Here is a 22,551-nt window from a genome sequence, read left to right on the forward strand (position 1 = left end):
CATCAGGTCTGGTTGGCCGCTCGCCAGTAGGCCACCGACTGCTCGGACACCACGCCCTGGGACGTGCCGATCTCAATCACGGCCCGCTGAAAGGCCGCCGCCAGCTCGGGCTGGTGGCAGAGATGCAGACTGCGGATGATCCGCGAGATGCGCAGGTGGTTGTGGCCACCGCGCTTGAGCCAGATATGATCGCGCATGTTGAGTTCTGGCAGCGCCTCGATGACAAGCCCACAACGGGTGAGCCCGAAGAACGCTAGCATCACGCCCAGCGAGCGGCGCAGGTTGGCTTGCAGTGTCTCATCAGCGGCGAAGGAGGCACGGTCGGCGTTGCTCAGCACCGGTGCGAAGCCGTTGAAGCGCCCCGCCTCGGGAATCGGGAATAGCCACTGCACGTAATCATGGGTGTGTTCCAACCAGAATGGTGACAAAGCCCATAGGTCCTGGACCGTCCGCCCGTGGTGGTCGGGACCTTCACCGCGATAGAAGGTGATCAGTTGCGAGTCGAATTCGTCCATTACCTCATCCGTGTAAACTGGTTAGCCAGTACAGTGATGACGTGGTCAACGTGACTCGATTCCAGCAGCACGCCCCAAATACGGCTTCGCTTCGCCCCCTCGTCAGTCACACTCTCACCTCTCGAGAGCCCCCCACCACCATGGTGCTTCAGCTGTGAATCTGCCGACCGGTCGCATCACAATCCACCCGACAGAGCTCCCACAGTCGCACCACCTCGTCCGTGATAGTCACCACCAGGCTCTCAAAACGAGCCGGATCGGCAAGCTGTAAAAGCAGATCGTTGCTTGGCGAACGGAAGTCCAGGCTTAGAGGGCCATATGTATAGCTAGGCCAGTGGACGTTGCGGCTCGCGCTGTGGCCGTGCTCATCCAAGTGCTCGCAGAGGGCACGGTGGCTACTCGGGTCGCCCGGCTCATAGCAGTAGATGCCCCAGTAAAGGGCATCCTCGACCTGAATACCGGCACAGACCGTGTCTTCATAGCCGGGTATGCGATAAAAGAGACCGAAGTGTTTGCTGTTGCGTCGACGCTCTCCATAGGCTCGGCAATAACCATCGAGCGCCTCATCCGCCAAAGAGGCATCGCCGATGTGCTCAGCCATAACCGGATGCAACTCTTCGATTCTCGCTCGAAGGGCCCGCCAGAGCTTGGCATGTAGGCGTATCAGCGCCTCATCGTAGGCCAGGCGAATATCGTGGGCGCTTAGCAGATTCTCACCGTGCAGTAGAGTCTCAGTAAGGGTCGCCAGGTGATCACTATCCATGTTGTGTCCAGTCAGTTGCAGGATCAATTGCCGGTACTGGGCAAGGCTTTCGCGCAGCGGTGGATCAAGGGCAGCGCATCCCAACAGGGACTCCAGCCAGGGGACGAGATCGGCCGAATAGCTCAGCGCAGTGTAACTGCCGCTTTTTGCATGCCGGAGTTCACCTAGGCTGTCTTCCCGAGGATCACGACCATCCAGACTCAGATAGACAACATGAATGTCGCGGTAGCCGATCTCTTGAAGGCGCTGGTGGTAGCCCAATAGCTGCCCTTCCTGATCCCCGGCATGGATCTTGTTTTCGATGAGCAGCGCCTGCCGCTGAGCGTTGGTCACTAGGATATCGATGTGCCAACGCTCGCACTCCACTCGAAGCCCCTCCAAGGCGAAGTCACGAATCTCGCAGAGTGCGAGCAACTCGCGCATTGGGGTATTGCCCAGACCGTGGGCCTGCGGGTCGAGCAAAGCGGCTAGAAAGCGGGAATGCAGGCGCACCTCGTCGTTGGCGCCGCGCAGTGTAGTAAACAGATTGAAGCTCGGCGGACGGACATAGCGCTGGCGTAGCAGGGAAGCCAGTTGTAGCAACATGTCGTGAGAAGACACGCTCTCTCCTTGTCTGTTCGAAGGAACCTAGGAGCTTTGAGCTCTCTGGACAGCAGGGAAAATTTCCAATACTTTTGCGTATTAATCTTTGAAGCCACCACTTCCAAGGCAGTCCAGCAATGCACGAGTCAACTAGTATCGCCGAAAGACTTCAAAAAATCATGGAAAAACAAGGCTTTGGTGAAAACAAGCTCGCAAGACGTGCAGGCGTGCCTCAACCCACCATTCACCGAATTTTGAAAGGCTCCAGCAAATCGCCAAGAATCTCAAATCTTGAAAAAATTGCACAAGCGCTGGGCACCACTGTTAGCTATCTCGCTCATGGTGACCCGCTTCCGCAGCCCACTCGTCCGAACGAGGCTTCTGCCCCCAGGTCAGCAGACACCAAGCCTAGCCTAGGCTCAGCGCTTATTCAGGCAGGAGCAGCGGGCATGGTGGCCCCTTACAAACCAGCAGCAAAGCCAACGCCCCCCATCTACCGCTACCCTATATTCAGCTGGGAACAGGCTGCAGCTATTCACCAGTCGTACAGAGCTGCGGACTCAACGGATCTGCGAGTTGAGCCCAGTAGCTTCCTGGCTGAAGGCACAGGTTTCTGGCTAGAAGTCAGAGGCGATGCCATGGCTGCCCCGATAGGAGTGGCACCCAGCCTGCCAGAGGGAACCATGGTACTTTTCGACTCAGACGCACCTGCCATCCTAGGAAAGCTAGTCCTTGCCACGCTTCCCGACAGCCAAGAAGCCACGTTCCGTAAGCTCATCGAAGAAAGCGGTCAGCGCTACCTGAAGCCTCTAAACCCGTCTTATCCATTGATTTTGCTTGACAATTCCTCAGAAATACTTGCGGTTGCCCTCGAAGCCAGAATCCGACTTTAAGCCCACTTCTATCTCCAATCCGCTCGTTCGAAGTATTTTGCCGACCAAAGCAATACGTAAACGCATTGACATGCTAATACGTTTGCGTATTATTGACCCTAAACCAACTGTTTCCTTTGGGGATAGAGCTTAGGGGAGAGGCAAGTATGGGGGAGCGTCTACTCCGTCCGGAGCAAGTCGCAGGCCAGCTGGGTATGAGCCTGAGCTGGGTATACGGGCACAAACACGAAATCGGCTTCATTCAGTTTGGGAGCGCGGTACGTTTTGATCAGGCAGAGGTTGAGGAGTACGCTCAGAAGTGCAGGCGCGGTCCTCAGCGGAAGGAGGATCGGAAATGGGATACACAGTCTCGCACCGGAAAGATCGCGGCACGTGGGTCGTCCGCTGCACGGTCAACGGCCAGCGTACTCAGCGAACTTTTCGCACAGAAGGAGAAGCAAGGCAGTTTGCGCTGAAGGCAGAGGCGCAGCGCCAGGAGGACGAGTTCAACGGTGTCATGGGCCGCAAGCCCAAGTACACCTTCTCCCAAGGGCTGCAACGCATGGTCAGCGAATACGATGTCCGCTCCCAGAAGCAGCACATCCTGTTAGTCGCCAGGTGGATGGATGAGCATGCCCCGGGTGTGATTATCGGGCAGGAGTTGCTTGACGCAGCCCGCAGGATGCAGAAGTCACTGAAGGAGAAAGGACTAGCGCAGTCAACCATCAACAACCGCACTCAGGTCGTCAAGCGGGTGCTCTCGCTTTCATACCGGGAGTGGGATTGGATAGAACTGCCGCTGGACGGCAAGCTTCGCAAGCCATCGCCCAAGAACGAACGCCATGTCTACCTGACCGAGAAGGAGCTCGCCGAACTTCTTGAAGCCGTGCCGGAGCGATACAGGATCGAACGAAAGGTGATCCTGCTGGCGATGCTGACAGGCATGAGGAGGGGTGAGCTGATGGCACTGGAATCTGGGAACGTCTACAACGGCCGCATCGTACTCAGGCCCAACCAGACGAAGAGCGGGAAGCCGAGGGTGATACCACTGACGGAGGAAGCCCTACCGCTAGTGGAAAGCTTGCCGTTCGATACGACGGGTGACCGGGTGCGTGGCGCGTTCGAGAAAGCAAGGGAGAAGATTGGTCGCCCTGACATACGCTTTCATGATTTGCGTCACTGCTATGCCTCATTGCTGGCGAGCAAGGGGGAGGCGCTGACGAGCATCAGGGATCTGCTCGGTCATTCGTCACTGACGGTGACCAGCCGCTATGCTCATGCCGACCCGGCAAGGTGGGAGAGCGTGGTGGCGAAGTTGCCGCGGATCAGCAACCAAACCGCAACCACACATTGATGGAAAGCGAACCTTGGTTACGTAACCACCTGATTTCATGGTGGGCCCAGCAGGATTCGAACCTGCGACCAAGGGATTATGAGTCCCCTGCTCTAACCAACTGAGCTATAGGCCCTGAAACGCGGGAGCCGTATGATAACCAAAGCGGCCGGCACAGGCCAGCCGCAGTTGAAGGTTTGCACGTCCAGGGAGGACACGATGTCATCGAAAACGATCATCCGCTGTATCATGGGTATCGGCCTGGCCGCCGGGTTGACGGCGTTCCACGGCGTGGCGCTGGCGGCCTGGCAGCTCGATCCCGAACAGTCCCAGGTCACGGCGACGGTGACCGAAATCACCAGCGGCGGCGAGTCGATTCCCCATGAGCACGCGCTGCGCCGCATGGAAGGCCAGATCAGTGCGGATGGCACGCTGCAACTGCCGATCCGCCTAAACCAGACCGATGTGCTCGATAGCCTTGGCGAGCTGCCGCCGTGGATGTCCTCGCTCACCGGCACCACGCTGGTCACGGTCGTCACTCGCCTGCCGCCGGAACGCATCAACTCGCTGGCGGTCGGCCAGTCGACGGTAGAGATACTCACGCTGAGCACGGAATCCAACGGCGAGCAGCGCCAGGAGAAACTGCCGGTGCGTTTCACCCGGGAAGCGGCCGACGTGGTGCGCGCGCGCAATGCCGAGCCGGTCTCGCTCGATGGCAAGGAACTGATGAAGAACCAGACCGTGCGTTCGATCCTGTCGCTGATCGGGTATCAGCAGATCGGCGACGAGGTGCCGGTCGAACTGAATGCCGTGCTGGTCGACCGTTGATCGATGCCTGACACCGTCACCCCGTTCGAGACGCTACCCGCCGGCTGCCACTCGCCACGGAGCGAGTGGCCCTGGCGGCTTGCGCTGCCGGAGGCCCGTTTCAGCGCGCTGTGCTTCGAGACCCAGACGCTTTGTGACGCGAATCTCGACGCCTGGGAACTGGCCCTGCCGGATCGCCTGACGACGGCGGCAGCCAAGCGCCGGGCGGAGTTCCTGGGTGGCCGTCTTACCGCTCGACGTGCGCTCGCCGCGCTGACCGGGTCGCCCTCGACGCCAGCGCAGGACGCCGAACAGCTCCCCGACTGGCCAGCCGGCACCGTCGGCTCGATCACGCATAGCCGCGGCCTGGCAGCGGCGGTGGTCGCCAATCGGGCAGCCTATCAGGGGGTCGGGCTGGACGCCGAGGTCGTGATGAGTGGCGAACGCGCCCGGCGTCTGGCAGCGCAGATTCTGGTGGCCTCGGAACTGGCCTGGCTGGACCGGCTGCCCGCCGAGCGGCAGGGGGAATTCCTCACCCTGGTGTTCTCGCTCAAGGAGAGCCTGTTCAAGGCGCTCTATCCGCTGGTCGGGCAGCGCTTTTACTTCCCCCATGCCCGCTTGATCGACTGGGACGCCGAGGCGGGCGCGGTGTCGATCGAACTGCTCAAGACGCTATCGGCGCAGTGGCCAGCCGGTGCGCAGCTATCCGGGCAGGTCGCGAAAATCGATGGCTATCTGATGACGTTGATCGCCGTCCCCTCACGATCCTGAGCACGCGAGCTCTTCTTGCTCCCGCTTCGCCAGATCCTCGGCCCCCATCCGCCGCGGTTTGTATCGTCTGAAACGGGTTATTGTAAATAATTGTCATTTTGGTTCAGGAATGAGCCTCCCCTGCGTCTTCTCTTGAGCAACAGCTTTGGATAAGAACGATTTTCATTCAAGGGGAGCTTGTCGTTCATGCATCATGTTCTGCGTTACCCGGTCAGCGCACTGGCCTGCGCTTGCCTGTCGTTTCCCGTCTGGGCCCAGCAGACGGGCGACAACACCGTCGCCACCACGGCGTCGGCTGAAACCGCCAACCTCGATACCGTCACGGTGACCGGCCAGTCCGCCGCCACCAAGACCGAGACGCCCATCGTCGAAACGCCGCAGACCGTTTCCAATGTCGACCGCGAGGAGATGGATGAGCGCGGCGTGCGCACCTTGCGCGAAGCGGCCCAGTACACGCCCGGGGTCTATACCAACCAGGTCGGCGCCTCCAACCGCTACGATTACCTGGTCATGCGCGGCTTTTCCGATGGCAGCCTGAGCAACACCTATCTCGACGGGCTCAAGGTGATGGGCGATGCCAACAGCTATAGCTCGATGGTGATCGATCCCTGGTTTCTGGATAACGTCGAAATCGTCAAGGGGCCGGCCTCGGTGCTCTACGGGCGCTCGTCTCCCGGTGGGCTGGTGGCGTTGACCAGCAAGAAGCCGCTGTTCGAGAACCGCAACGAGCTGCGCTTCAGCACCGGCACCAATAGCCAGCGCAGCGCCGCGTTCGACTTCTCCGGCCCGCTGGATGACGAGAGGCGCGTCGCCTATCGGCTGGTCGGAATCGGCAGCAAGGCGGACACCCAGTTCGATCACATCGAAGAAGAGCGCTACGCCATCGCGCCGTCGATCACCTGGGATGCGACCGACGACACCACGATCACGTTCATGGCCTATCTGCAGAAGGATCCGGAAGGCGGCTATCACTCCGGCGTACCCTATGAAGGCGCGGTAACCAGCCACAACGGCCACCACATCAGCAACAATTTCTTCGATGGCGAGGACGACTACGACAAGTTCGAGCGCACCCAGCGCATGTTCGGCTACGACCTCGAGCACCGCTTCAGCGACGACGTCACCGCCCGCCAGAAATTGCGTTATCTGAACTCGGACGTCGAACTGAACCAGGTTTACGGCTACGGCTGGGTATCGACGGATTCCAACGAATTGAACCGATACTACTCGGGAGGCCGCGAATCCCTCGACGCCTGGACGCTCGACAACCAGGTGGAAGCGAAGCTCCAAAGCGGCTTCATCGACCATACCGTGCTGGTCGGCGTGGATTATCAGAAACGCAGGAACGACGTGGTCTGGACCGCCGGTTCATTCCCCAGCCTCGATGCCTTCAACCCCAGCTATGGCGCCGAGCCGATCGGGGACATCGCCGTCACCAATGATGAGCGGCATGAACTCAGCCAGACCGGGATCTACCTGCAGGATCAGATGGCGATCGACCAGTGGCGTGTCACCCTGGGCGGGCGCTACGACTGGGTCGATATCAAGAATACCGATCACTACAACGATACCGAGAGCACACTCGACGACACCCAGTTCAGCGGCCGCGCCGGCGTGCTCTACCTGTTCGACAATGGCGTTGCGCCCTACTTGAGCTACAACACCGCCTTCACCCCCACCAGCTTCGTCGATGCCGATGGCGATCTGCTGGAACCGATGGAAGGGGAACAGTGGGAGACCGGGCTCAAGTATCAGCCGCCGGGCAGCCGGGATCTCTATACCTTGTCGCTGTTCCGGATCGATCAGGAAAACGTGGCAACCAAGGAGCAGCCTACCGACCCCTACCGCTCCGTGGGGGAGATACGCTCCCAGGGGATCGAGTTGCAGGCGCAAACCTGGCTGACCGACAACTTCCGGTTGCAGGCGGGCTACAGCTATACCGACATCCGCTACACCAAGAGCGACGACCCGAACGAGGATGGCAACTACGCCATCTACGCGCCGCGCCACCAGGCCAGTCTCTGGGGTCACTATTCCTTCAAGAACGGAGCCTTCGACAACGGCGCGCTAGACGGGCTGGATGTCGGCGTCGGCGTGCGTTATTACGCCGATATCTACGCCGACCGCGCCAATACCGAAATGGTCCCCGACTACACGCTGGTGGATGCCGCCGTGGGCTATGACCTGAGCCAGGTCGGGCTGCAGGGCGTCAGCGCCCGGGTCAACGTCGGCAACCTGCTCGACAAGGAGTATGTCGCCTCCTGCAACTCCCTCGAATACTGCTACTTCGGCGCGGAGCGCAACGTGACCGCCACGGTCTCGTACCAGTTCTGACGGGCCATTTCGTAGCCGCCAACCCGGCCGCGTGATCCAAGTGGGCACAGGGACGTGCCCATCTCATCCGCGAATCACCCAAAGCACATTTCACCCGACGCAGCCATTACAGCGCACGCCACCCGTGCGCAGGGGTGCCTTTGTCCGAAATTCGGCTCGAGAAGCCTCGGAAAGGCGCTACACGACAGGCAATCAGGAGAAACGTCATGCGACATGACACGGAATTCGTCACGCCCGTTCCTTTGCATCGGTCCCGGCCACCGGGCCGACCCGGTTCGGTCGATCTGTTCACCGACCGGTCGCTGGATGCCTATCGCAGCGGCATGCAGCGCTGCGTCGAGCTGGTGCGCCGCACGCTGACCCAGGCGCAAGGCCCCTGCAGCGGCGTCGAGCCCCATGAGCTGCAGCCTGCGTTCGAGGCGATCGATCTCGACCGGCCGCTCGGCGATCTCGATGCCAGCCTCGAAGAGGTCCATCGGCTCTATCTCGATCACGCCGTGCATTTCCATCATCCGGGCTACGTCGCGCATCTCAATTGCCCCATCACGCTGCCGTCGATCCTCGCCGAGGCAATCGCCACGCCGCTCAACACTGCAGTGGAAACCTGGGACCAGAGCGCCGGTGCGACCCTGATCGAGCAGAAGCTGATCGACTGGACCGCGGCACGCATCGGACTCGGCGACGACGCCGACGGGGTGTTCACCAGCGGCGGCACGCAGTCCAACCTGATGGCGCTGGCCATCGCCCGCGATAGCGCCTGCGAAGCGATGCCTGACCACGGTGGCAATCGCCATCACGGCCTCCCCCCGAACTACCGGGACCTGCGCATTCTCACCTCGGAAGTCAGCCACTTCAGCGTGCAGAAGGCCGCCGCGCTGCTGGGGCTGGGCTACGACGCCGTAATCGCGGTGCCGTGCGACGCGGACAAGCGCATGGATCTGGAAGCGCTCGAGACCGCGCTGAAGGCGTGCGACGAGGCCGGACGAATCCCGTTCGCGATCGTCGCCACCGCCGGCACCACCGACTTCGGCAGCATCGACCCGATTCCCGCCATTGCCGAACGCTGCCGGCAGCGCGGGATCTGGCTGCATGTCGACGCGGCCTACGGCGGCGGGCTGCTGCTCTCCTCGCGCCACCGCCACTGGCTCGCCGGCATCGAACAGGCGGACTCGGTCGGCATCGACTACCACAAGACCTTCTTCCAGCCGGTGAGCTGCAGCGCCTGCCTGGTTCGCGATCGCCGCCAGCTGCGCCATGTCACCTACCACGCCGACTATCTCAACCCCCGCGACCAGGCCGAAGGCGGCACGCCGGATCTGGTGAACAAGAGCCTGCAGACGACGCGGCGCTTCGATGCGCTGAAGCTGTGGATGACCCTGCGCACGCTGGGCGCCGATCGTCTGGGCGACTATCTCGACGAGGTGATCGAACTGACCCGCCAGACCTGTCGCATGCTTCGAGCGCGTGACGATTTCGACGTGCTGATGGCTCCGGCGCTGAGCACGCTGGTGTTTCGCTATCGTCCGGTGGCGCTGGAAGAGGATGCCCGGATCGAGGCGATCAACCGCCGGATTCGCCAGACGCTGTCACGACGCGGAGCGGCTGTGGTCGCCGCTACCCGGGTCGACGGGCGCTTCTATCTCAAGTTCACCCTGCTCAATCCCATGACCCGTCTCGAGGATCTGACCGCCCTGATCTCGGAGATCGCCGATATCGGCGGATCCTTGATGTCGCCCCAAACATCGTCCCAGGCGTCACCCGCCGCTCGCCCGTCAATCGTTCGGAGAAAGACCTCATGCTGAGCCGTATCCATGACTTCATCGCGATCGGTCTGGGGCCGTTCAACCTCGGCCTCGCCTGCCTGACCGACCCGGTCGACGATCTCGACGGCCTGTTTCTCGAGCGTCGTTCGCGCTTCGACTGGCACCCCGGCCTGCTGCTGGAGGAGGCCACGTTGCAGACACCCTTCATGGCCGATCTGGTCACGCTGGCCGATCCGACCAGCCGCTTCAGTTTTCTCAATTATCTGAAAGCCCAGGGGCGGCTCTACCACTTCTACATTCGCGAGAACTTCTTCCTGCTGCGCAACGAGTACAACCAGTACTGCCAGTGGGTCACCACGCAGCTCGAGTCGCTGCGCTTCGATCACGACGTCCAGCGCATCACCTATGACGACGATGAACGGTGCTATCGCGTTCACTGCCGGGACACCCGTGCGGGCGATCTCGACGACGATGCCGGCCATGATTTCGACGACAGTGGCGACCACATCTATCGCGCCCGCCGGCTGGTACTGGGTACCGGCAGCGAACCGATGATCCCGGCGTGCTGCCAGCCGGTGGCCGAGCGCGTGGTGCACTCCTCGCGCTATCTCGAGCGCAAGGCGGCGCTACAGGCGAAGTCAGCGATCACTATCGTCGGTAGCGGCCAGAGCGCCGCCGAGATATATCTCGACCTGCTCGACGAGATCGACGCCCACGGCTACACCCTGAGCTGGGTCACCCGCTCGCCGCGCTTCTTCCCGCTGGAGTACGGCAAGCTGACCCTCGAGATGACCTCGCCGGACTACATCGACTACTTCCACGCCCTGCCCGAGTCGACCCGAGACGAGCTGATGCGCCAGCAGAAAGGACTCTACAAGGGCATCGATCTCGAACTGATCAACACGATCTACGACCGGCTCTATACCAAGAGTCTCAAGGGGCCGGTGGATACCCACCTGCTCACCTGCGCCCAGTTGGAAAGCTGCCATTTCGATGCCGCCCATCGGCGCTTCGACCTGACCTTCACCCAGACCGAGCAGAACCGGCGTTTCCAGCACCGGACGGCGGGGGTGATTCTCGCCACCGGCTACGCGGCGCACAGGCCGGACTTCCTGGCGCCGATCGAGCATCGCATCCGGCGGGACGACGCGGGCCGCTACGCGGTCAGCCGTTACTACGGCATCGGCACTGAAGACGACATCTTCGTCCAGAACGCCGAGCTGCATACCCACGGGCTGGTCGCGCCGGATCTCGGCATGGCGTGCTATCGCAACGCCTGCATCATCCGCGAACTGGCCGGGCGCGAGGTCTATCCGATCGAACGCGGGTTCACCTTCCAGGACTTCGGCGCGCCCGACGACCGCGTGTTCCAGCCGCAGCGGGCCACGGCGTGACGGCTATCGCGCGCCCCGATTCGCCATTCCCGATTTCCGATTTCCGATTTCCGATTTCCGACTTTCCGTCAGGAGAGAGACTCATGAACTTACCGCAAACTCGACTGGCCAACGCCGAGACAGCCACCGCGACACACACCACATCGGCCAGCAGCCTCTATTCCCCCGACCTGAGATTTCAGCGCGACTGGCCGGGCATCGGCACCCTCGCCCTGCGACCGCTCGATCTCGGCCGCAACATCGACACCGTGTTCGACTGGGTCAGCCGGGAAACCGCCCGCTTCTGGGGCATGAACGGCGATACCCGAGATCAGGTCGCCGCGTTCTACCGCGAGATGGAAGAGAGCGACAGCGCCCAGGCGTTCATCGGCCTGCACGATGGCCAGCCGGCGTTTCTGGTCGAGTGCTACGACCCTCGCCACGATCCGGTCGGCGAGCACTATCCGGTCCAGCCCGGCGACCGCGGCATGCACTTTCTGGTCGCGCCGAGAAACCCGGCGGCCTCGCCGATTCACGGCTTCAGCCAGGCCGTGATCGATACCGTCGTGGCGTTCCTGTTCAGCGACCCGACGACGCAGCGGATCGTCGTCGAGCCGGATGTGACCAATGCCAGGATCCACCCGCTCAACCGCCGTGCCGGGTTCGTCTACGAGGGCGAGATCCGACTGGCGGAGAAGACCGCCCGGCTGGGGTTCTGCACCCGCGAACGGTTCGAGTCGCTGCACGCCTCGCGGCGCCCCGACACTGCAATGGACGAAACGGTCGCCCATCTCCGCCCCGACCGCTGGCAGCGCGCCAATCGCGACCTGCTGGGCAAGGCGATCAGCGAGTTCGCCCACGAGCGGCTGCTGGCGCCGTTGGCGGAATCTCTTCCCGAGGCCGACGGCTGGGCCGATTACGCCCTCGCCACCGACAGCGACGGCATCCGCTACCGGTTCCGCGCGCGCCGGATGGCACTGGATCACTGGTGGATCGACAAGAACACGCTGGCCAAGATGCGCGACGGCGCCTCCCAGCCGCTGGACGTGGCGCAGTTCCTGCTCGAGTGCCGGGCGCGCCTGGGCATCGCCCCCGCCAACCTGCCGACCTACCTGGAGGAGATCGCCAGCACCCTGGCCGGCATGGCCTACAAGCTCGGGCGGGACGTGCCCGCGGCCGGCGAACTCGCACTGGTCGATTTCCAGACCGTGGAGACGGCGATGAGCGAGGGCCACCCCTGCTTCGTCGCCAACAGCGGCCGGATCGGTTTCGACGTCGAGGACTATCACCGCTACGCCCCGGAAGCCGGCGCCGCGATTCGCCCCGTCTGGCTGGCGGCGGCGCGTCACTGCACGACCTACAGCGCCATCGACGGGCTCGACTTCGAATCGCTCATCGAAGACGAGCTGGACGCCTCGGTACGGGAGCGCTTCGTGGCCCGGCTGCATGCGCTCGACCTCGATCCCGATGACTACCTGTTGATGCCGGTCCACCCGTGGCAGTGGCGCCACAAGCTCGCCATCACCTTTGCCGGCGAAGTCGCCGAGCAGCGTCTGATCCTGCTCGGCGAAGCGGACGACGACTACCGTGCCCAGCAGTCGATCCGCACCTGGTTCAACGTCTCGCAGCCCAGGCGACGTTACGTCAAGTTCGCGCTGTCGATTCTCAACATGGGCTTCATGCGCGGGCTGTCGCCCCACTACATGCGCGGCACGCCGGCCATCAATGCGTGGGTCGAGAACCTGGTCGCAAGCGACCCGGAACTGCAGGCACGGGGGTTCAGCGTACTGCGTGAAGTCGCCACGCTGGGCTATCACCATGCCGATTTCGAGGCTGCCACCGACAAACAGCACCCGTATCAGAAAATGCTGGCGTGCCTGTGGCGGGAGAGCCCGTATATTCGCATCGCGCCCAATCGGCGGCTGATGACCATGGCTGCCCTGCTGCACCGGGACGCCAGTGGCGACGCGCTGCTGCCGGCACTGATCGACGCCTCCGGCATCGGCGCTCGCCGCTGGATCGAGCGCTACCTGGCCGCCTACATGACGCCGCTGCTGCACTGCTTCTTCGCTCACGATCTGGTGTTCATGCCTCACGGCGAAAACCTGATCCTGCAACTCGAGAATCATGTACCGGTCGGCGCGATCCTCAAGGATATCGGCGAGGAGACCGGCATCTTCGACAACGGCCAGTCCCTGCCGGAAGCCGCCCGGCGCATCGCGGTCGAAGTGCCTGAGGAGTTGAAGATCCTGTCGATCTTCACCGACCTGTTCGACTGCTTCTTCCGCTTTCTGGCCGAGATTCTGGTGGCTTCGAACCAGCTCGAGGAGAACGAGTTCTGGCAGCTGGTGGCGGCATGCGTGATCGATTACCAGCAACGACACCCGGCGTTCGCCGCCAAGTTCGAACGCTTCGATCTGTTCGCGCCGGAATTCACGCTCTCCTGTCTCAACCGGCTGCAGCTGCGTAACAACCGCCAGATGATCGATCTCGCCGATCCGTCGAAGAACCTGCAGTTCGCCGGCACGCTGGCCAATCCCATCGCCGCCTATCGCCCGATATCTGAACGGCGACACGGCGCCGGGGACGAGCGCAACGCATCGACCGTATCGACATGAGGTAACCGACGCCCACCCCGATCCATCGCCGGGTGCACGTCGAGGTGCCCGGCCTACGACTCGTTGCCAATACGACTTATTGCTAATGATTCTCATTTTTGTCATGATCGCGGCACTTCTGCCGTTCTGCCCCCAGGGCCGCCCTCATGCGCGACGCACTGTTCGAGTCTCTCTACCGCCAGCACCATCGCGAGCTGCTGGGCTTTCTCCGTCGGCAGCTCGAATCCGGAGAGCAGGCCGCCGACCTCTGTCACGAGGTCTACCTGCGCCTGCTCAACACCGCTTCGGAAAACGGGCTCGAGAACCCGCGCGCCTATCTCTTCCGCATCGCCCGCAATCTGCTGATCGATCATCGTCGACGACAGGCGCCCGAACTGATCGCCATCGACACTCTGGCGCCGGTACTGGTCTGCCCACGCGCCTGCCCGGAAGCCGAAGCCTGTCAGCAGCAGTGTGTCCGTCAGCTCACGCAGACGTTGGCCGGCTTGCCGGAACGGCTACGCCAGGCGCTGATCTGGCACCGCATGGAGGGCGTGACCCAGCGAGAAATCGGTGAGCGTCTTGGGGTTTCCGAACGCATGGCGGGACGCTACATCGCCCAGGCCCTGACCCGATGCCAGGAGGAGCTGGATAGCCTGGAATTGGATAGCCTGGAACGCGCAGCTCGGCACTAGCCTCGCGAACCGGTAACGCTGGGATACCAGCTCATGCCTATCGCGCGGGGCGCAGTGGGCTCGAAGCCGAACTGGGCATAGAGCCGGTGGGCCTCTCCATCCGCCAGCAGGCTGACGAAGGCATTTTCCGGCGCCTCACGCAGGATATAGGCGCGAATTTCGCTCATGATCCGCTTGCCCAGACCGCGCCCCTGATGCGCCGGCAGCACTGCGATGTCGACAACCTGATAGAAGCAGCCGCCGTCGCCGACGACGCGCCCCATGCCCACGGTTTCGCACTCTCCTTCGCGCTGGTGAACAACCTGCACGGCGAACAGGCTCCGGGGCAAGCCGCGCGCGGCACCGTCAGCGCTGCGCGGGTTCATGCCGGCTTCGCGGCGAAGCCGCATATAGGTCTCGATTTCGGGCGGCTCGAAAATCAGTCGATATGCGTTGTCATCATGCAGGCGGTAAGCGTTGTCATCATGACAGACGTCGTCATTCATAACGTGGGATCCATTCTGGTGTCATTTGGCGGTCGAACACTCAGTGTGCCATCGCCCTGCGACCGCTGCCTTTTCATCAACCAGCGCGGCGTTCTCGATGTCGCCTTCAGCAACGGCACCAACAGCCATAACAGCGGCGCCAGCAGCCAGCGATAGACGAACCGCGCAACGATTAGCAATGGCAGCAGCACCAGCGTCCAGATCAGGAACTGGCCCAGCCACACCGGCCAGCCCAGCCACCGCCCGACATTGGCACCCAGCGCGCTGACAAGGCTGGGATGTCGCAAAACGACATAAGCCGTGCCGGTGACCGCCGCGACTTTGGCCGCTCTCGACAGGTTGACGAATCGACCACCCCCGACCAGCACGCCACGCCCCGCTGCCCGCGCGCCCTGCCCTTCGACGGCGGCACCGGCACGCACCGCGCGCCCGGTGCGCAGCACCTTGATCGCGCTGGTCATCACCAGCAGATCGACACCCGCCCAGCCGAGATCGGCGACGCCGACCGGCTCGCCGCGGCGCCACTGGCTTTCCAGATCGCGCAGGCCACCGGTGAAGAAATCGCCGATATCGCTCACCACCCGCTCGCTCTGTAGCCACTGCACCTCTCCATTCGCACCGACGACGAACTGCCCCAGAAAGCCGAGGCCCTCGGCCTCGAGAATGGCGATGGCAATCTGGCCACGATGTGCCGGCGTCAACGTGGCCGGCATTGCTTCGTCGTCGGTCATCGTCGGATTCGCGCCGGGCGCCTTCTCAGCATCGTCTTGCCACCAGCGCGACAGCTGTTCGCTTGCCGCCCGGTAGCGCGTGCCCAGCCAGTGCTGTGCCCGCAGCGTGGCGATATCGTGATCGCGGTAGTAGGTCACCGGCAGCACTGCGTCTGCGCCGAAACGCACCAGCACGCGCTGGAACGCGGGATCGAGACCGTAATCGAGCAGCGCTTCACGAGCCAGGTCGCCGTGATTGCGGATCGCCAGCCAGGCAGCGGCCCAGAGTGTCGGCTCGTCGGCGTAGCTCAGAAAGAGCGTGTTGATCTCCGGCGACTCCTCGGCCAGCGCCGGTGCCAGCGACGGCAGCGCCCGCTGCGCTTCCAGGCGCACCATGCGAGGCTCGAACGGCTCGTGCGAGGCAACGGCGGTCAGCACGCCCCCGGCGACGAGCGCGAACAGCACAATCGATAACCACACCTTCATGGGTTCGTGCTCCTTGAACAGGGATATTCGTCCGGCAAGGGACGCTGTCAATCGATAAACGACGACAAGTGTCTTTGATAAGCGTTCGTATTTGAATTAGGATTGCCTTCCACCCTGTGACCCACCACTCGCTGCGAGGTTGCCCCGTCCATGTTCGAAGTCCAATCGGCGAGCTTCGAGATCGCGGGCAAGACGTTGCTCTCCCCCATCGATTTCACCTTCGGTGAAGGACGGATCTACGGCCTGATCGGGCACAACGGTTCCGGCAAGTCGACGCTGCTCAAGCTGCTCGCGCAGCAGCAGCCGGTCAGTCAAGGTAACATCCGGCTCGATGGCCGCCCGCTGTCGCAGTGGAAGCCGCGAGAGTTCGCCCGCCACGTCGCCTATCTGCCGCAGCATCTGCCCAGCGCCGAAAACCTCACCTGCCGCGAGCTGATCGGTTTCGGTCGCTACCCGTGGCATGGCCTGCTGGGGCGCCTCAATCGCCACGATCACCAGCAGATCGAGCGCGCCATCGCCCTGACCCATACCGAAGCCTTCGCCGACCGACTGGTCGATACGCTCTCCGGCGGCGAGCGCCAACGCGTGTGGCTGGCCATGCTGCTGGCCCAGGGTAGCCGCTATCTGCTGCTCGACGAGCCGCTGGCGGCGCTGGATATCGCCCACCAGGTCGAAGTGCTGGCGCTGGTGCGCAAGCTCTGCCGCGAGCTGGGCCTCGGCGTGATCATCGTGCTCCATGACGTCAACATGGCCGCACGCTACTGCGATCACCTGGTCGCGCTGCACAGCGGCAGGCTCCTCGCCGAAGGCGCGCCGGCCAGCATGATGAACGATACCAACCTGGAAGCCATCTACGGCATTCCCATGCGGGTGATGAATCATCCCGCCGACGCCTGCCCCATCGCCGTGCTGCAGTAGGCCATCTTCCCAGTCTCTTGTCTCGTACCAGGCTCTTGTCTCGTACCAGTCTCTTGTCTCGTGATAGGCGAGCGCCGTCTGCCGCCTCATGACGTATCGGCATCTCCACTGCCGGAGCGCCATGGCGCTGGACCCGCACGTCTGAACCAAGGATGCTAATCTTCAGGCTTTGCCTTCCGATTCGCCCCTTGTCTGCGAGCTCGTCATGCTGCAACCCGTTTCCCGCCAGAGCGATCTGACGCTAGAACCCGAACAGACGCCGCCACGCCCGGCGCATGTCAGTACCTTTGCCCCTCTGGGGGTCCCGGCGTTCCGGATGATCTGGATCGCCAACCTGTTCGCCAATCTCGGCGTGTGGGCGCAGTCGGTGGCGGCGGCGTGGGTGGTGACGTCGAACGACGGCGGTGCGGTAGCGGTGGCGATGATCCAGGTCGCGGCAGCGCTGCCGCTGGTGCTGATGTCGATCGTCACCGGGGTGATCGCCGACAATTACGATCGCCGCAAGGTGATGCTGCTCGGCCTGGGTATCGAGGTGCTGGGCGGGCTGTTCATCACGCTGATCGCCTTCCTGAACCTTCTTTCACCGACGCTGCTGATCGTCTCGATTCTCTGTGTTTCCATCGGCGGGGCGATTACCACTCCGGCGTGGCAGGCGGCGGTCAACGAGCAGGTCCCGCGCAACCTGGTCTCGAGCGCCGTGCTGCTCAACAGCGTCAACTACAACGCCGCGCGTGCCATCGGTCCGGCCATCGGCGGGCTGCTGCTGGCCGCGGTGGGGCCGGCGTGGATCTTCCTGCTCAACGTGCTCTGCTTCTGCGGGCTGATCGCCGCGCTGTGGCGCTGGAAGCGTGCGGTGCTGCCCAAGTCGCTGCCCCCGGAACGCATCTGGGAAGGGGTCAAGGCGGCGCTGCATTTCGTGCAGTACTCCAGCGTCACGCGGCTGGTGATGATGCGTTCGTTCATCTTCGGCATCTCCGCCAGCGCACTCTGGGCACTGCTGCCGCTGCTGGCCCATCAGCACCCCAGCGGCAGTGCCTCGCTCTATGGCTACATGCTCGGTGGCCTCGGCATCGGCGCGATCGCCGGCAGCACGCTGGTCAACCGGGCCCGCCAGCGCGTCGGTAGCAGCCGGCTGATCAGCTTCTCCGCGATGTTGCTGGGTCTGGTGATGCTGGCGCTCGGCGGGCTCGATACCCTGTGGGTGCTGTTTCCGGCGCTCATCGTCGGCGGCAGCTGCTGGATCGCTGCGGTGGCTTCCTACAACTCCTCGGTGCAGATACTGGTGCCGGACTGGGTCAAGGCCCGCGCCCTGGCGCTGTATCAGACCGCGCTCTACGCCGGGCTGACGCTGGGTTCGCTGCTGTGGGGGCAGTTGGCCGACGGCCTGGGCGTGCAGATGGCGCTGATGCTGGCCGGCGCGCTGCTGATCGTCTCGGCGTTGCTGCTACTCCCTTCCCGACTGCCGGACCTGGACGCCAACGATCTGGTCGAGGCGCCGGAAGCGCACACCCACAGGCCGGACTTCGAGTTCAATCCGGCACGGGGCTCGGTGATGGTGACGGTCGAATACCGCATCGACAGCGAGCATCTGCGCGAATTTGCCCGCGCCGTGCGGCCGCTGCGAAAGCTGCGGCTGCGCAACGGTGCCAAGCGCTGGTCGCTCTACCGCGACGTCGTCGACCGCGATCTGTGGCAGGAGGTGTTCCTCGTGCCCAACTGGCTGCAGCATCTGCGCATGCTGGACCGGCTGACGCTGGCGGACCGTGCCATCATCGACCGGGTCACGGCGCTGCACAGCGGCCCGGAGGCCCCGCGCCTGCGCCACGGCGTCAGCTATCGTTCCTCGCGGTATGACCAGCCGGCACTGACGCCGAACCAGACCGAACCGCCCGACGATTCGCCGGCCGATGTCACCTCGTTCGACAACGCCACGCCCGACACGACCGTGCCCTGGCCGCAGCAGCGGACATGACTCAACAAACGAACATGACGCAGGAGACAACATGAAAAGCGCTCGCGATACCCTGCTCGAGGTGTTCGGCTTCCCGGCGTTCCGCGGCGGCCAGGAAGCGGTCGTCGAGCGCGTCATCGCCGGCCGCTCGACGGCAGCGATCTTCGCCACCGGCGCCGGCAAGTCGCTCTGCTACCAGTTGCCGGCGCTCCACCTGCCGCATCTCACGCTGGTGGTCTCGCCGCTGCTGGCATTGATGCAGGACCAGTTGGCCTTCCTCCAACGCCACGGCGTGGCGGCCGCGAGTCTCGATTCGACCCAGGATCGCGACACCGCCCGCGACATCATGGAGCGCGCCCGCCGCGGCGAGCTGAAGATCCTGATGGTCTCGGTGGAGCGGCTCAAGAACGAGCGCTTTCGCCACTTCCTGCGCCAGGTCGCGATCTCGCTGCTGGTGGTCGACGAAGCCCACTGCATTTCCGAGTGGGGGCACAACTTCCGCCCCGACTACCTGAAGCTGCCGGACTACCAGCGCGAATTCGGCATCCCCCAGGCGCTGCTGCTGACCGCCACCGCGACGCCCGCCGTGATCGACGACATGCGCGCCAAGTTCGCCATCGCCGCGGACGATGTCATCACCACCGGCTTCTATCGCGACAACCTCGAGCTTCTGGTGCAGCCGGTAGAGAGCGAACGCCGGCTGCCGGCGCTGGTCGAATGGCTGGCGCCGCAACGCTCGTCACGACAGTCGCCAGGACAACAGCCGACATCGCAGGCGCCCACCATCGTCTACGTCACCCTGCAGCAAACCGCCGAGTCGGTCGCCGCGGCGCTGGCGAATCAGGGCTTCACGGTGCGCGCCTATCACGCCGGTCTCGACAGCGAGACGCGGGACGAGATCCAGCAGGGCTTCATGCGCGGCGAGATCCCTTGCATCGTCGCCACCATCGCCTTTGGCATGGGGATCGACAAGGGCAACATTCGCAACGTGATCCACTACGACCTGCCCAAGTCGATCGAGAACTACAGCCAGGAGATTGGCCGTGCCGGCCGCGACGGCGAGCCGTCACGCTGCCTGATGCTGGCCGGTCGCGACGGCCTGCGCGTGCTGGAGAACTTCGTCTACGGCGACACGCCGGAGCGCGAGGGTATTCGTCACGTGCTGGCCGAGATCGCCGAGGCTGGCCGCCAGCCGCAGCGCCAGTGGCCGGTGCTGCTCAATACGCTCTCCCGCGACAGCAATATCCGCCTGCTGCCGTTGAAGACATTGCTGGTGCGCCTCGAGATGCACGGCGTGATCGCGCCCCGCTTCGCCTATCTGGCCGAATACCGGCTGCGCTATCTCGAGGAGCCCGGCGATCTGATCGCACGCTTCCAGGGGGAACGGGCCGACTTCGTGCGCCTGTTGGTGGACAACATCGCCATCGCCAAGACCTGGGGAACGGTGAATTTCGAGCGTCTCTACCGCGCCGGCGTCGATGCGGGGATCGATGCCTCGCGCTCGCGCGTCATCACCGCGCTGGAGTATTTCCAGGACAAGGGCTGGGTGGTGCTGGAAGGCAAGCGCATGACCGATGTCTACGAGGTGTGCCAGCCCGCGTTCGACATCGAGGCCCTGACCGACCGGTTGCTGGCGGAAAGCCAGTCCCGCGAGCGAACCGAGATCGAACGTCTGCAGGCGATGCTGGCACTGTTCGAATCGGATACCTGCCTGACCCGCCGTCTGGCGGAGTACTTCGGCGACGACCATTTCGAGCATGCGGAAACTCAAGCCTGCGGCCAGCCGGTCCAGGCCGCCCAGGGCTGCGGCCAGCCGATTCAAGCCGCCCGAAGCTGCGGCCAACCTGTTCAAGCCGCCCGAGGATGCGGCCAGCCGATTCAAGCCGCCCGGGGCTGCGGCCACTGCTCGGTCTGCCACGGTCACGTTGCCCGCCTGCCGAGCGCGGCGGCGCTGCCTGAATTGACCGATGACGACTTCGAACGATACGCCCGGCCGCTGATCGAGCGTCACCGCGAGCAGATTGGCACGGTGCCGGGGGCGCAACGCATCGCGCACTTTCTGTGCGGGCTCGCCATGCCGGTCTTCACGCCGCTCAAGGCGCGGCAGCTGCCCGGTTTCGGCATCTACGAGCAGCGCCCCTATCCCGAGATCAAGGCGTGGGCCAATGCCTGCGCGAGACGTTGATCGATGGTGAATGGGGCAACGAAGCCCCATCGAGCACTGCTCCTGAGGGCTTGTGGAAGCGACGTATCAGCGCGCGTCATGACAAACTGGATTGATACCTCGGCCTCGACCATGCCCTGAGACTACGATATGGCCCCAGATTTCTCTTCTTCAGACGAGCCGCTTTCGGTCGGGTTCGTGCTGCTGCAGCGCTTCACCATCCTGCCGTTCTCGGCCTTCGTCGATTGCCTGCGGCTGTCAGCCGACGATGGCGACCGCAGTCAACAGGTCCGCTGCCGCTGGCAGTTCATGAGCAGCGGCGGGCAGGACGTCGTTTCCAGCAGCGGCGCCACGATCACCGGCTGCGGACCGTTGACGGCCCCCGAGCGCTTCGATTACATCGTGGTCATCGGCGGCGTTCTCGGCGCGGTCGAAGAGGAGGATCAGCAGGCGCTGGATTATCTGCGCCTGGCAGCGCAATGCGACGTTCCTCTCGTCGGTGTCTGCACCGGGGTCTTTTCCCTGATCAAGGCAGGGTTGATGGATGGCCGCCGATGCTGCATCAGCTGGTATCACCATGCCGATCTCGTGCAGCGCTACCCGGATATCGAGCCGGTGGCCGACCAGCTCTTTCTGGATGACGGCAACCGATTGACCTGTGCCGGCGGCGTGGCCTCCGCCGATCTGGCCGCGTACCTGATCGAACGCCACCTGGGGCGGCTATGGGCGAAGAAGAGCCTGCATATCATGCTGATCGACGAGCCGCGGCCCGGGCAGCATCCGCAACCGCAACCCGTGGTCTTCAGCAAGGTCTCCGACCCGCTGGTACGCCGAGCCATCTCGATCTTCGAGCAGCATCTGGGCGAGGTCGTCACGATCGAGCGGCTCGCTAAGCGCCTGCATACTTCGCGGCGCAACATCGAGCGCCATTTCCGGGAACAGTTCGGGCTCGGACCGCAGAAGTTCGCACGCGACCTGCGCCTGCATTACGGATGCTGGATGTTGAACTACACCAAGCACAGCATCACCGATATCGGCGAGCGCTGCGGTTTTGCCGACACGGCCCACTTCTCGCGTCACTTTCGCGAGGTGTTCGGCATTCCTCCTTCGGAGGTCAGGCGGCTTTCCGAGGATCAGCGCGCCAGGCTCGTGGACCCGTTCTTTCTCCATGTCGGCCAGACCTCCCGAGCACTCGAGATCGCCACGCCTGCTCAGCGCTGAAGGCGCCTTTCCCCTCATGCCCCGTGCCGGCATCGCCCCGTTCGACCCAGGCCGAATGTCGGAAACGTTAGCGTCATAAATATCGCTTTTCGACATAGGGCTGGCCTCTCCCGGCCGGTCAGCAGCGCACGGCTGCGAGGCCACGGCGCGGTTCTTCGGCCGACCGAGACTTCCCCTTCATTCAATTATCCTGTCGCAAACGTTCAAGCGT

The 22,551-nt window shown here is 63.4% G+C and carries 17 protein-coding genes and 1 tRNA gene; 13 read left to right on the top strand and 5 right to left on the bottom strand.

The window, feature by feature from the left end; all coding sequences use genetic code 11:
- Window positions 1-2 precede the first annotated feature (2 nt).
- Both R3F72_RS00105 and R3F72_RS00110 read right to left on the bottom strand, forming a co-directional pair.
- Window positions 3-515 (bottom strand): opioid growth factor receptor-related protein, encoded by a 513-nt coding sequence (locus tag R3F72_RS00105; RefSeq protein ID WP_332778577.1) that lies wholly within the window; start codon window positions 513-515, stop codon window positions 3-5.
- A 148-nt stretch (window positions 516-663) separates the two neighbouring features.
- The gene (locus R3F72_RS00110; protein ID WP_332778578.1) at window positions 664-1,878 is read right to left on the bottom strand and encodes a PDDEXK-like family protein; all 1,215 of its coding nucleotides are present in this window, start codon (window positions 1,876-1,878) and stop codon (window positions 664-666) included.
- 119 nt (window positions 1,879-1,997) lie between these two features.
- On the opposite strand from R3F72_RS00110, the gene R3F72_RS00115 reads away from it, so the two are divergent.
- Window positions 1,998-2,753, top strand: coding sequence for an XRE family transcriptional regulator (locus R3F72_RS00115; RefSeq protein ID WP_332778579.1), 756 nt, complete (start codon window positions 1,998-2,000; stop codon window positions 2,751-2,753).
- Between the two features lie 334 nt (window positions 2,754-3,087).
- Window positions 3,088-4,086 carry a tyrosine-type recombinase/integrase gene (locus R3F72_RS00120; RefSeq protein ID WP_332778580.1) on the top strand — a complete coding sequence of 333 codons (999 nt, stop codon included), beginning with the start codon at window positions 3,088-3,090 and terminating at the stop codon, window positions 4,084-4,086.
- Window positions 4,087-4,124: 38 nt separating this feature from the next.
- Here the strand turns inward: R3F72_RS00120 and R3F72_RS00125 are convergent.
- Window positions 4,125-4,201: transfer RNA gene (locus tag R3F72_RS00125), tRNA-Ile, on the bottom strand.
- A gap of 83 nt (window positions 4,202-4,284) precedes the next feature.
- On the opposite strand from R3F72_RS00125, the gene R3F72_RS00130 reads away from it, so the two are divergent.
- The 7 genes from R3F72_RS00130 (at window position 4,285) to R3F72_RS00160 (ending at window position 14,405) form a co-directional block, all read left to right on the top strand.
- A complete protein-coding gene (locus R3F72_RS00130) occupies window positions 4,285-4,893 on the top strand; it encodes a hypothetical protein (protein ID WP_332778581.1) in 609 nt (202 codons plus the stop codon).
- A 3-nt stretch (window positions 4,894-4,896) separates the two neighbouring features.
- On the top strand, window positions 4,897-5,643 hold the full coding sequence (locus R3F72_RS00135; protein ID WP_332778582.1) for a 4'-phosphopantetheinyl transferase family protein: 747 nt from the start codon (window positions 4,897-4,899) through the stop codon (window positions 5,641-5,643).
- Between the two features lie 186 nt (window positions 5,644-5,829).
- Window positions 5,830-7,977, top strand: coding sequence for a TonB-dependent siderophore receptor (locus tag R3F72_RS00140; RefSeq protein WP_332778583.1), 2,148 nt, complete (start codon window positions 5,830-5,832; stop codon window positions 7,975-7,977).
- Window positions 7,978-8,183: 206 nt separating this feature from the next.
- Entirely contained in the window at window positions 8,184-9,779 is a 1,596-nt protein-coding gene (locus R3F72_RS00145; protein ID WP_332778584.1) for a pyridoxal phosphate-dependent decarboxylase family protein, read from the top strand.
- Window positions 9,773-11,134 carry a lysine N(6)-hydroxylase/L-ornithine N(5)-oxygenase family protein gene (locus tag R3F72_RS00150; RefSeq protein ID WP_332778585.1) on the top strand — a complete coding sequence of 454 codons (1,362 nt, stop codon included), beginning with the start codon at window positions 9,773-9,775 and terminating at the stop codon, window positions 11,132-11,134. The genes R3F72_RS00145 and R3F72_RS00150 overlap by 7 nt, the downstream gene beginning before the upstream one ends.
- Window positions 11,135-11,217: 83 nt before the next feature.
- A complete protein-coding gene (locus R3F72_RS00155; protein WP_332778586.1) occupies window positions 11,218-13,731 on the top strand; it encodes a GNAT family N-acetyltransferase in 2,514 nt (837 codons plus the stop codon).
- Between the two features lie 146 nt (window positions 13,732-13,877).
- The gene (locus R3F72_RS00160) at window positions 13,878-14,405 is read left to right on the top strand and encodes an RNA polymerase sigma factor (protein ID WP_332778587.1); all 528 of its coding nucleotides are present in this window, start codon (window positions 13,878-13,880) and stop codon (window positions 14,403-14,405) included.
- On the opposite strand, the gene R3F72_RS00165 is transcribed toward R3F72_RS00160, so the two are convergent.
- Both R3F72_RS00165 and R3F72_RS00170 read right to left on the bottom strand, forming a co-directional pair.
- Complete coding sequence (locus R3F72_RS00165; protein ID WP_332778588.1) at window positions 14,402-14,890, bottom strand: GNAT family N-acetyltransferase; 489 nt, start codon at window positions 14,888-14,890, stop codon at window positions 14,402-14,404. The two genes, R3F72_RS00160 and R3F72_RS00165, sit on opposite strands and share 4 nt — an antisense overlap.
- Complete coding sequence (locus R3F72_RS00170; RefSeq protein ID WP_332778589.1) at window positions 14,887-16,086, bottom strand: hypothetical protein; 1,200 nt, start codon at window positions 16,084-16,086, stop codon at window positions 14,887-14,889. The genes R3F72_RS00165 and R3F72_RS00170 overlap by 4 nt, the downstream gene beginning before the upstream one ends.
- 150 nt (window positions 16,087-16,236) lie before the next feature.
- Between R3F72_RS00170 and R3F72_RS00175 the strand changes: the two genes are divergently transcribed.
- The 4 genes from R3F72_RS00175 to R3F72_RS00190 all read left to right on the top strand — a co-directional run bounded on the left by R3F72_RS00175 (window position 16,237) and on the right by R3F72_RS00190 (window position 22,340).
- Window positions 16,237-17,004 (top strand): ATP-binding cassette domain-containing protein, encoded by a 768-nt coding sequence (locus R3F72_RS00175; protein ID WP_087719282.1) that lies wholly within the window; start codon window positions 16,237-16,239, stop codon window positions 17,002-17,004.
- Window positions 17,005-17,209: 205 nt separating this feature from the next.
- Window positions 17,210-18,976: an MFS transporter gene (locus R3F72_RS00180; RefSeq protein ID WP_332778590.1), complete on the top strand. Its 1,767-nt coding sequence runs from the start codon at window positions 17,210-17,212 to the stop codon at window positions 18,974-18,976.
- A 31-nt stretch (window positions 18,977-19,007) separates the two neighbouring features.
- Window positions 19,008-21,140, top strand: a complete 2,133-nt coding sequence (locus R3F72_RS00185) for a RecQ family ATP-dependent DNA helicase (RefSeq protein ID WP_332778591.1) — start codon at window positions 19,008-19,010, stop codon at window positions 21,138-21,140.
- Between the two features lie 129 nt (window positions 21,141-21,269).
- Entirely contained in the window at window positions 21,270-22,340 is a 1,071-nt protein-coding gene (locus tag R3F72_RS00190; RefSeq protein WP_332778592.1) for a GlxA family transcriptional regulator, read from the top strand.
- Window positions 22,341-22,551 lie beyond the last annotated feature (211 nt).

Source organism: Salinicola sp. 4072, assembly GCF_036663415.1.
GTDB classification, from domain to species: domain Bacteria; phylum Pseudomonadota; class Gammaproteobacteria; order Pseudomonadales; family Halomonadaceae; genus Salinicola; species Salinicola salarius_A.

Excerpts from the sequence above, each read along its gene's own strand:
- R3F72_RS00115 (WP_332778579.1), top strand. The coding sequence starts at position 1,998 with ATGCACGAGTCAACTAGTATCGCCGAAAGACTTCAAAAAATCATGGAA.
- R3F72_RS00120 (WP_332778580.1), top strand. The coding sequence starts at position 3,088 with ATGGGATACACAGTCTCGCACCGGAAAGATCGCGGCACGTGGGTCGTC.
- R3F72_RS00155 (WP_332778586.1), top strand. The coding sequence starts at position 11,218 with ATGAACTTACCGCAAACTCGACTGGCCAACGCCGAGACAGCCACCGCG.
- R3F72_RS00160 (WP_332778587.1), top strand. The coding sequence starts at position 13,878 with ATGCGCGACGCACTGTTCGAGTCTCTCTACCGCCAGCACCATCGCGAG.
- R3F72_RS00150 (WP_332778585.1), top strand. The coding sequence starts at position 9,773 with ATGCTGAGCCGTATCCATGACTTCATCGCGATCGGTCTGGGGCCGTTC.
- R3F72_RS00105 (WP_332778577.1), bottom strand. The coding sequence starts at position 515 with ATGGACGAATTCGACTCGCAACTGATCACCTTCTATCGCGGTGAAGGT.
- R3F72_RS00170 (WP_332778589.1), bottom strand. The coding sequence starts at position 16,086 with ATGAAGGTGTGGTTATCGATTGTGCTGTTCGCGCTCGTCGCCGGGGGC.
- R3F72_RS00190 (WP_332778592.1), top strand. The coding sequence starts at position 21,270 with ATGGCCCCAGATTTCTCTTCTTCAGACGAGCCGCTTTCGGTCGGGTTC.
- R3F72_RS00135 (WP_332778582.1), top strand. The coding sequence starts at position 4,897 with ATGCCTGACACCGTCACCCCGTTCGAGACGCTACCCGCCGGCTGCCAC.
- R3F72_RS00175 (WP_087719282.1), top strand. The coding sequence starts at position 16,237 with ATGTTCGAAGTCCAATCGGCGAGCTTCGAGATCGCGGGCAAGACGTTG.
- R3F72_RS00130 (WP_332778581.1), top strand. The coding sequence starts at position 4,285 with ATGTCATCGAAAACGATCATCCGCTGTATCATGGGTATCGGCCTGGCC.
- R3F72_RS00165 (WP_332778588.1), bottom strand. The coding sequence starts at position 14,890 with ATGAATGACGACGTCTGTCATGATGACAACGCTTACCGCCTGCATGAT.
- R3F72_RS00185 (WP_332778591.1), top strand. The coding sequence starts at position 19,008 with ATGAAAAGCGCTCGCGATACCCTGCTCGAGGTGTTCGGCTTCCCGGCG.
- R3F72_RS00145 (WP_332778584.1), top strand. The coding sequence starts at position 8,184 with ATGCGACATGACACGGAATTCGTCACGCCCGTTCCTTTGCATCGGTCC.
- R3F72_RS00180 (WP_332778590.1), top strand. The coding sequence starts at position 17,210 with ATGCTGCAACCCGTTTCCCGCCAGAGCGATCTGACGCTAGAACCCGAA.
- R3F72_RS00140 (WP_332778583.1), top strand. The coding sequence starts at position 5,830 with ATGCATCATGTTCTGCGTTACCCGGTCAGCGCACTGGCCTGCGCTTGC.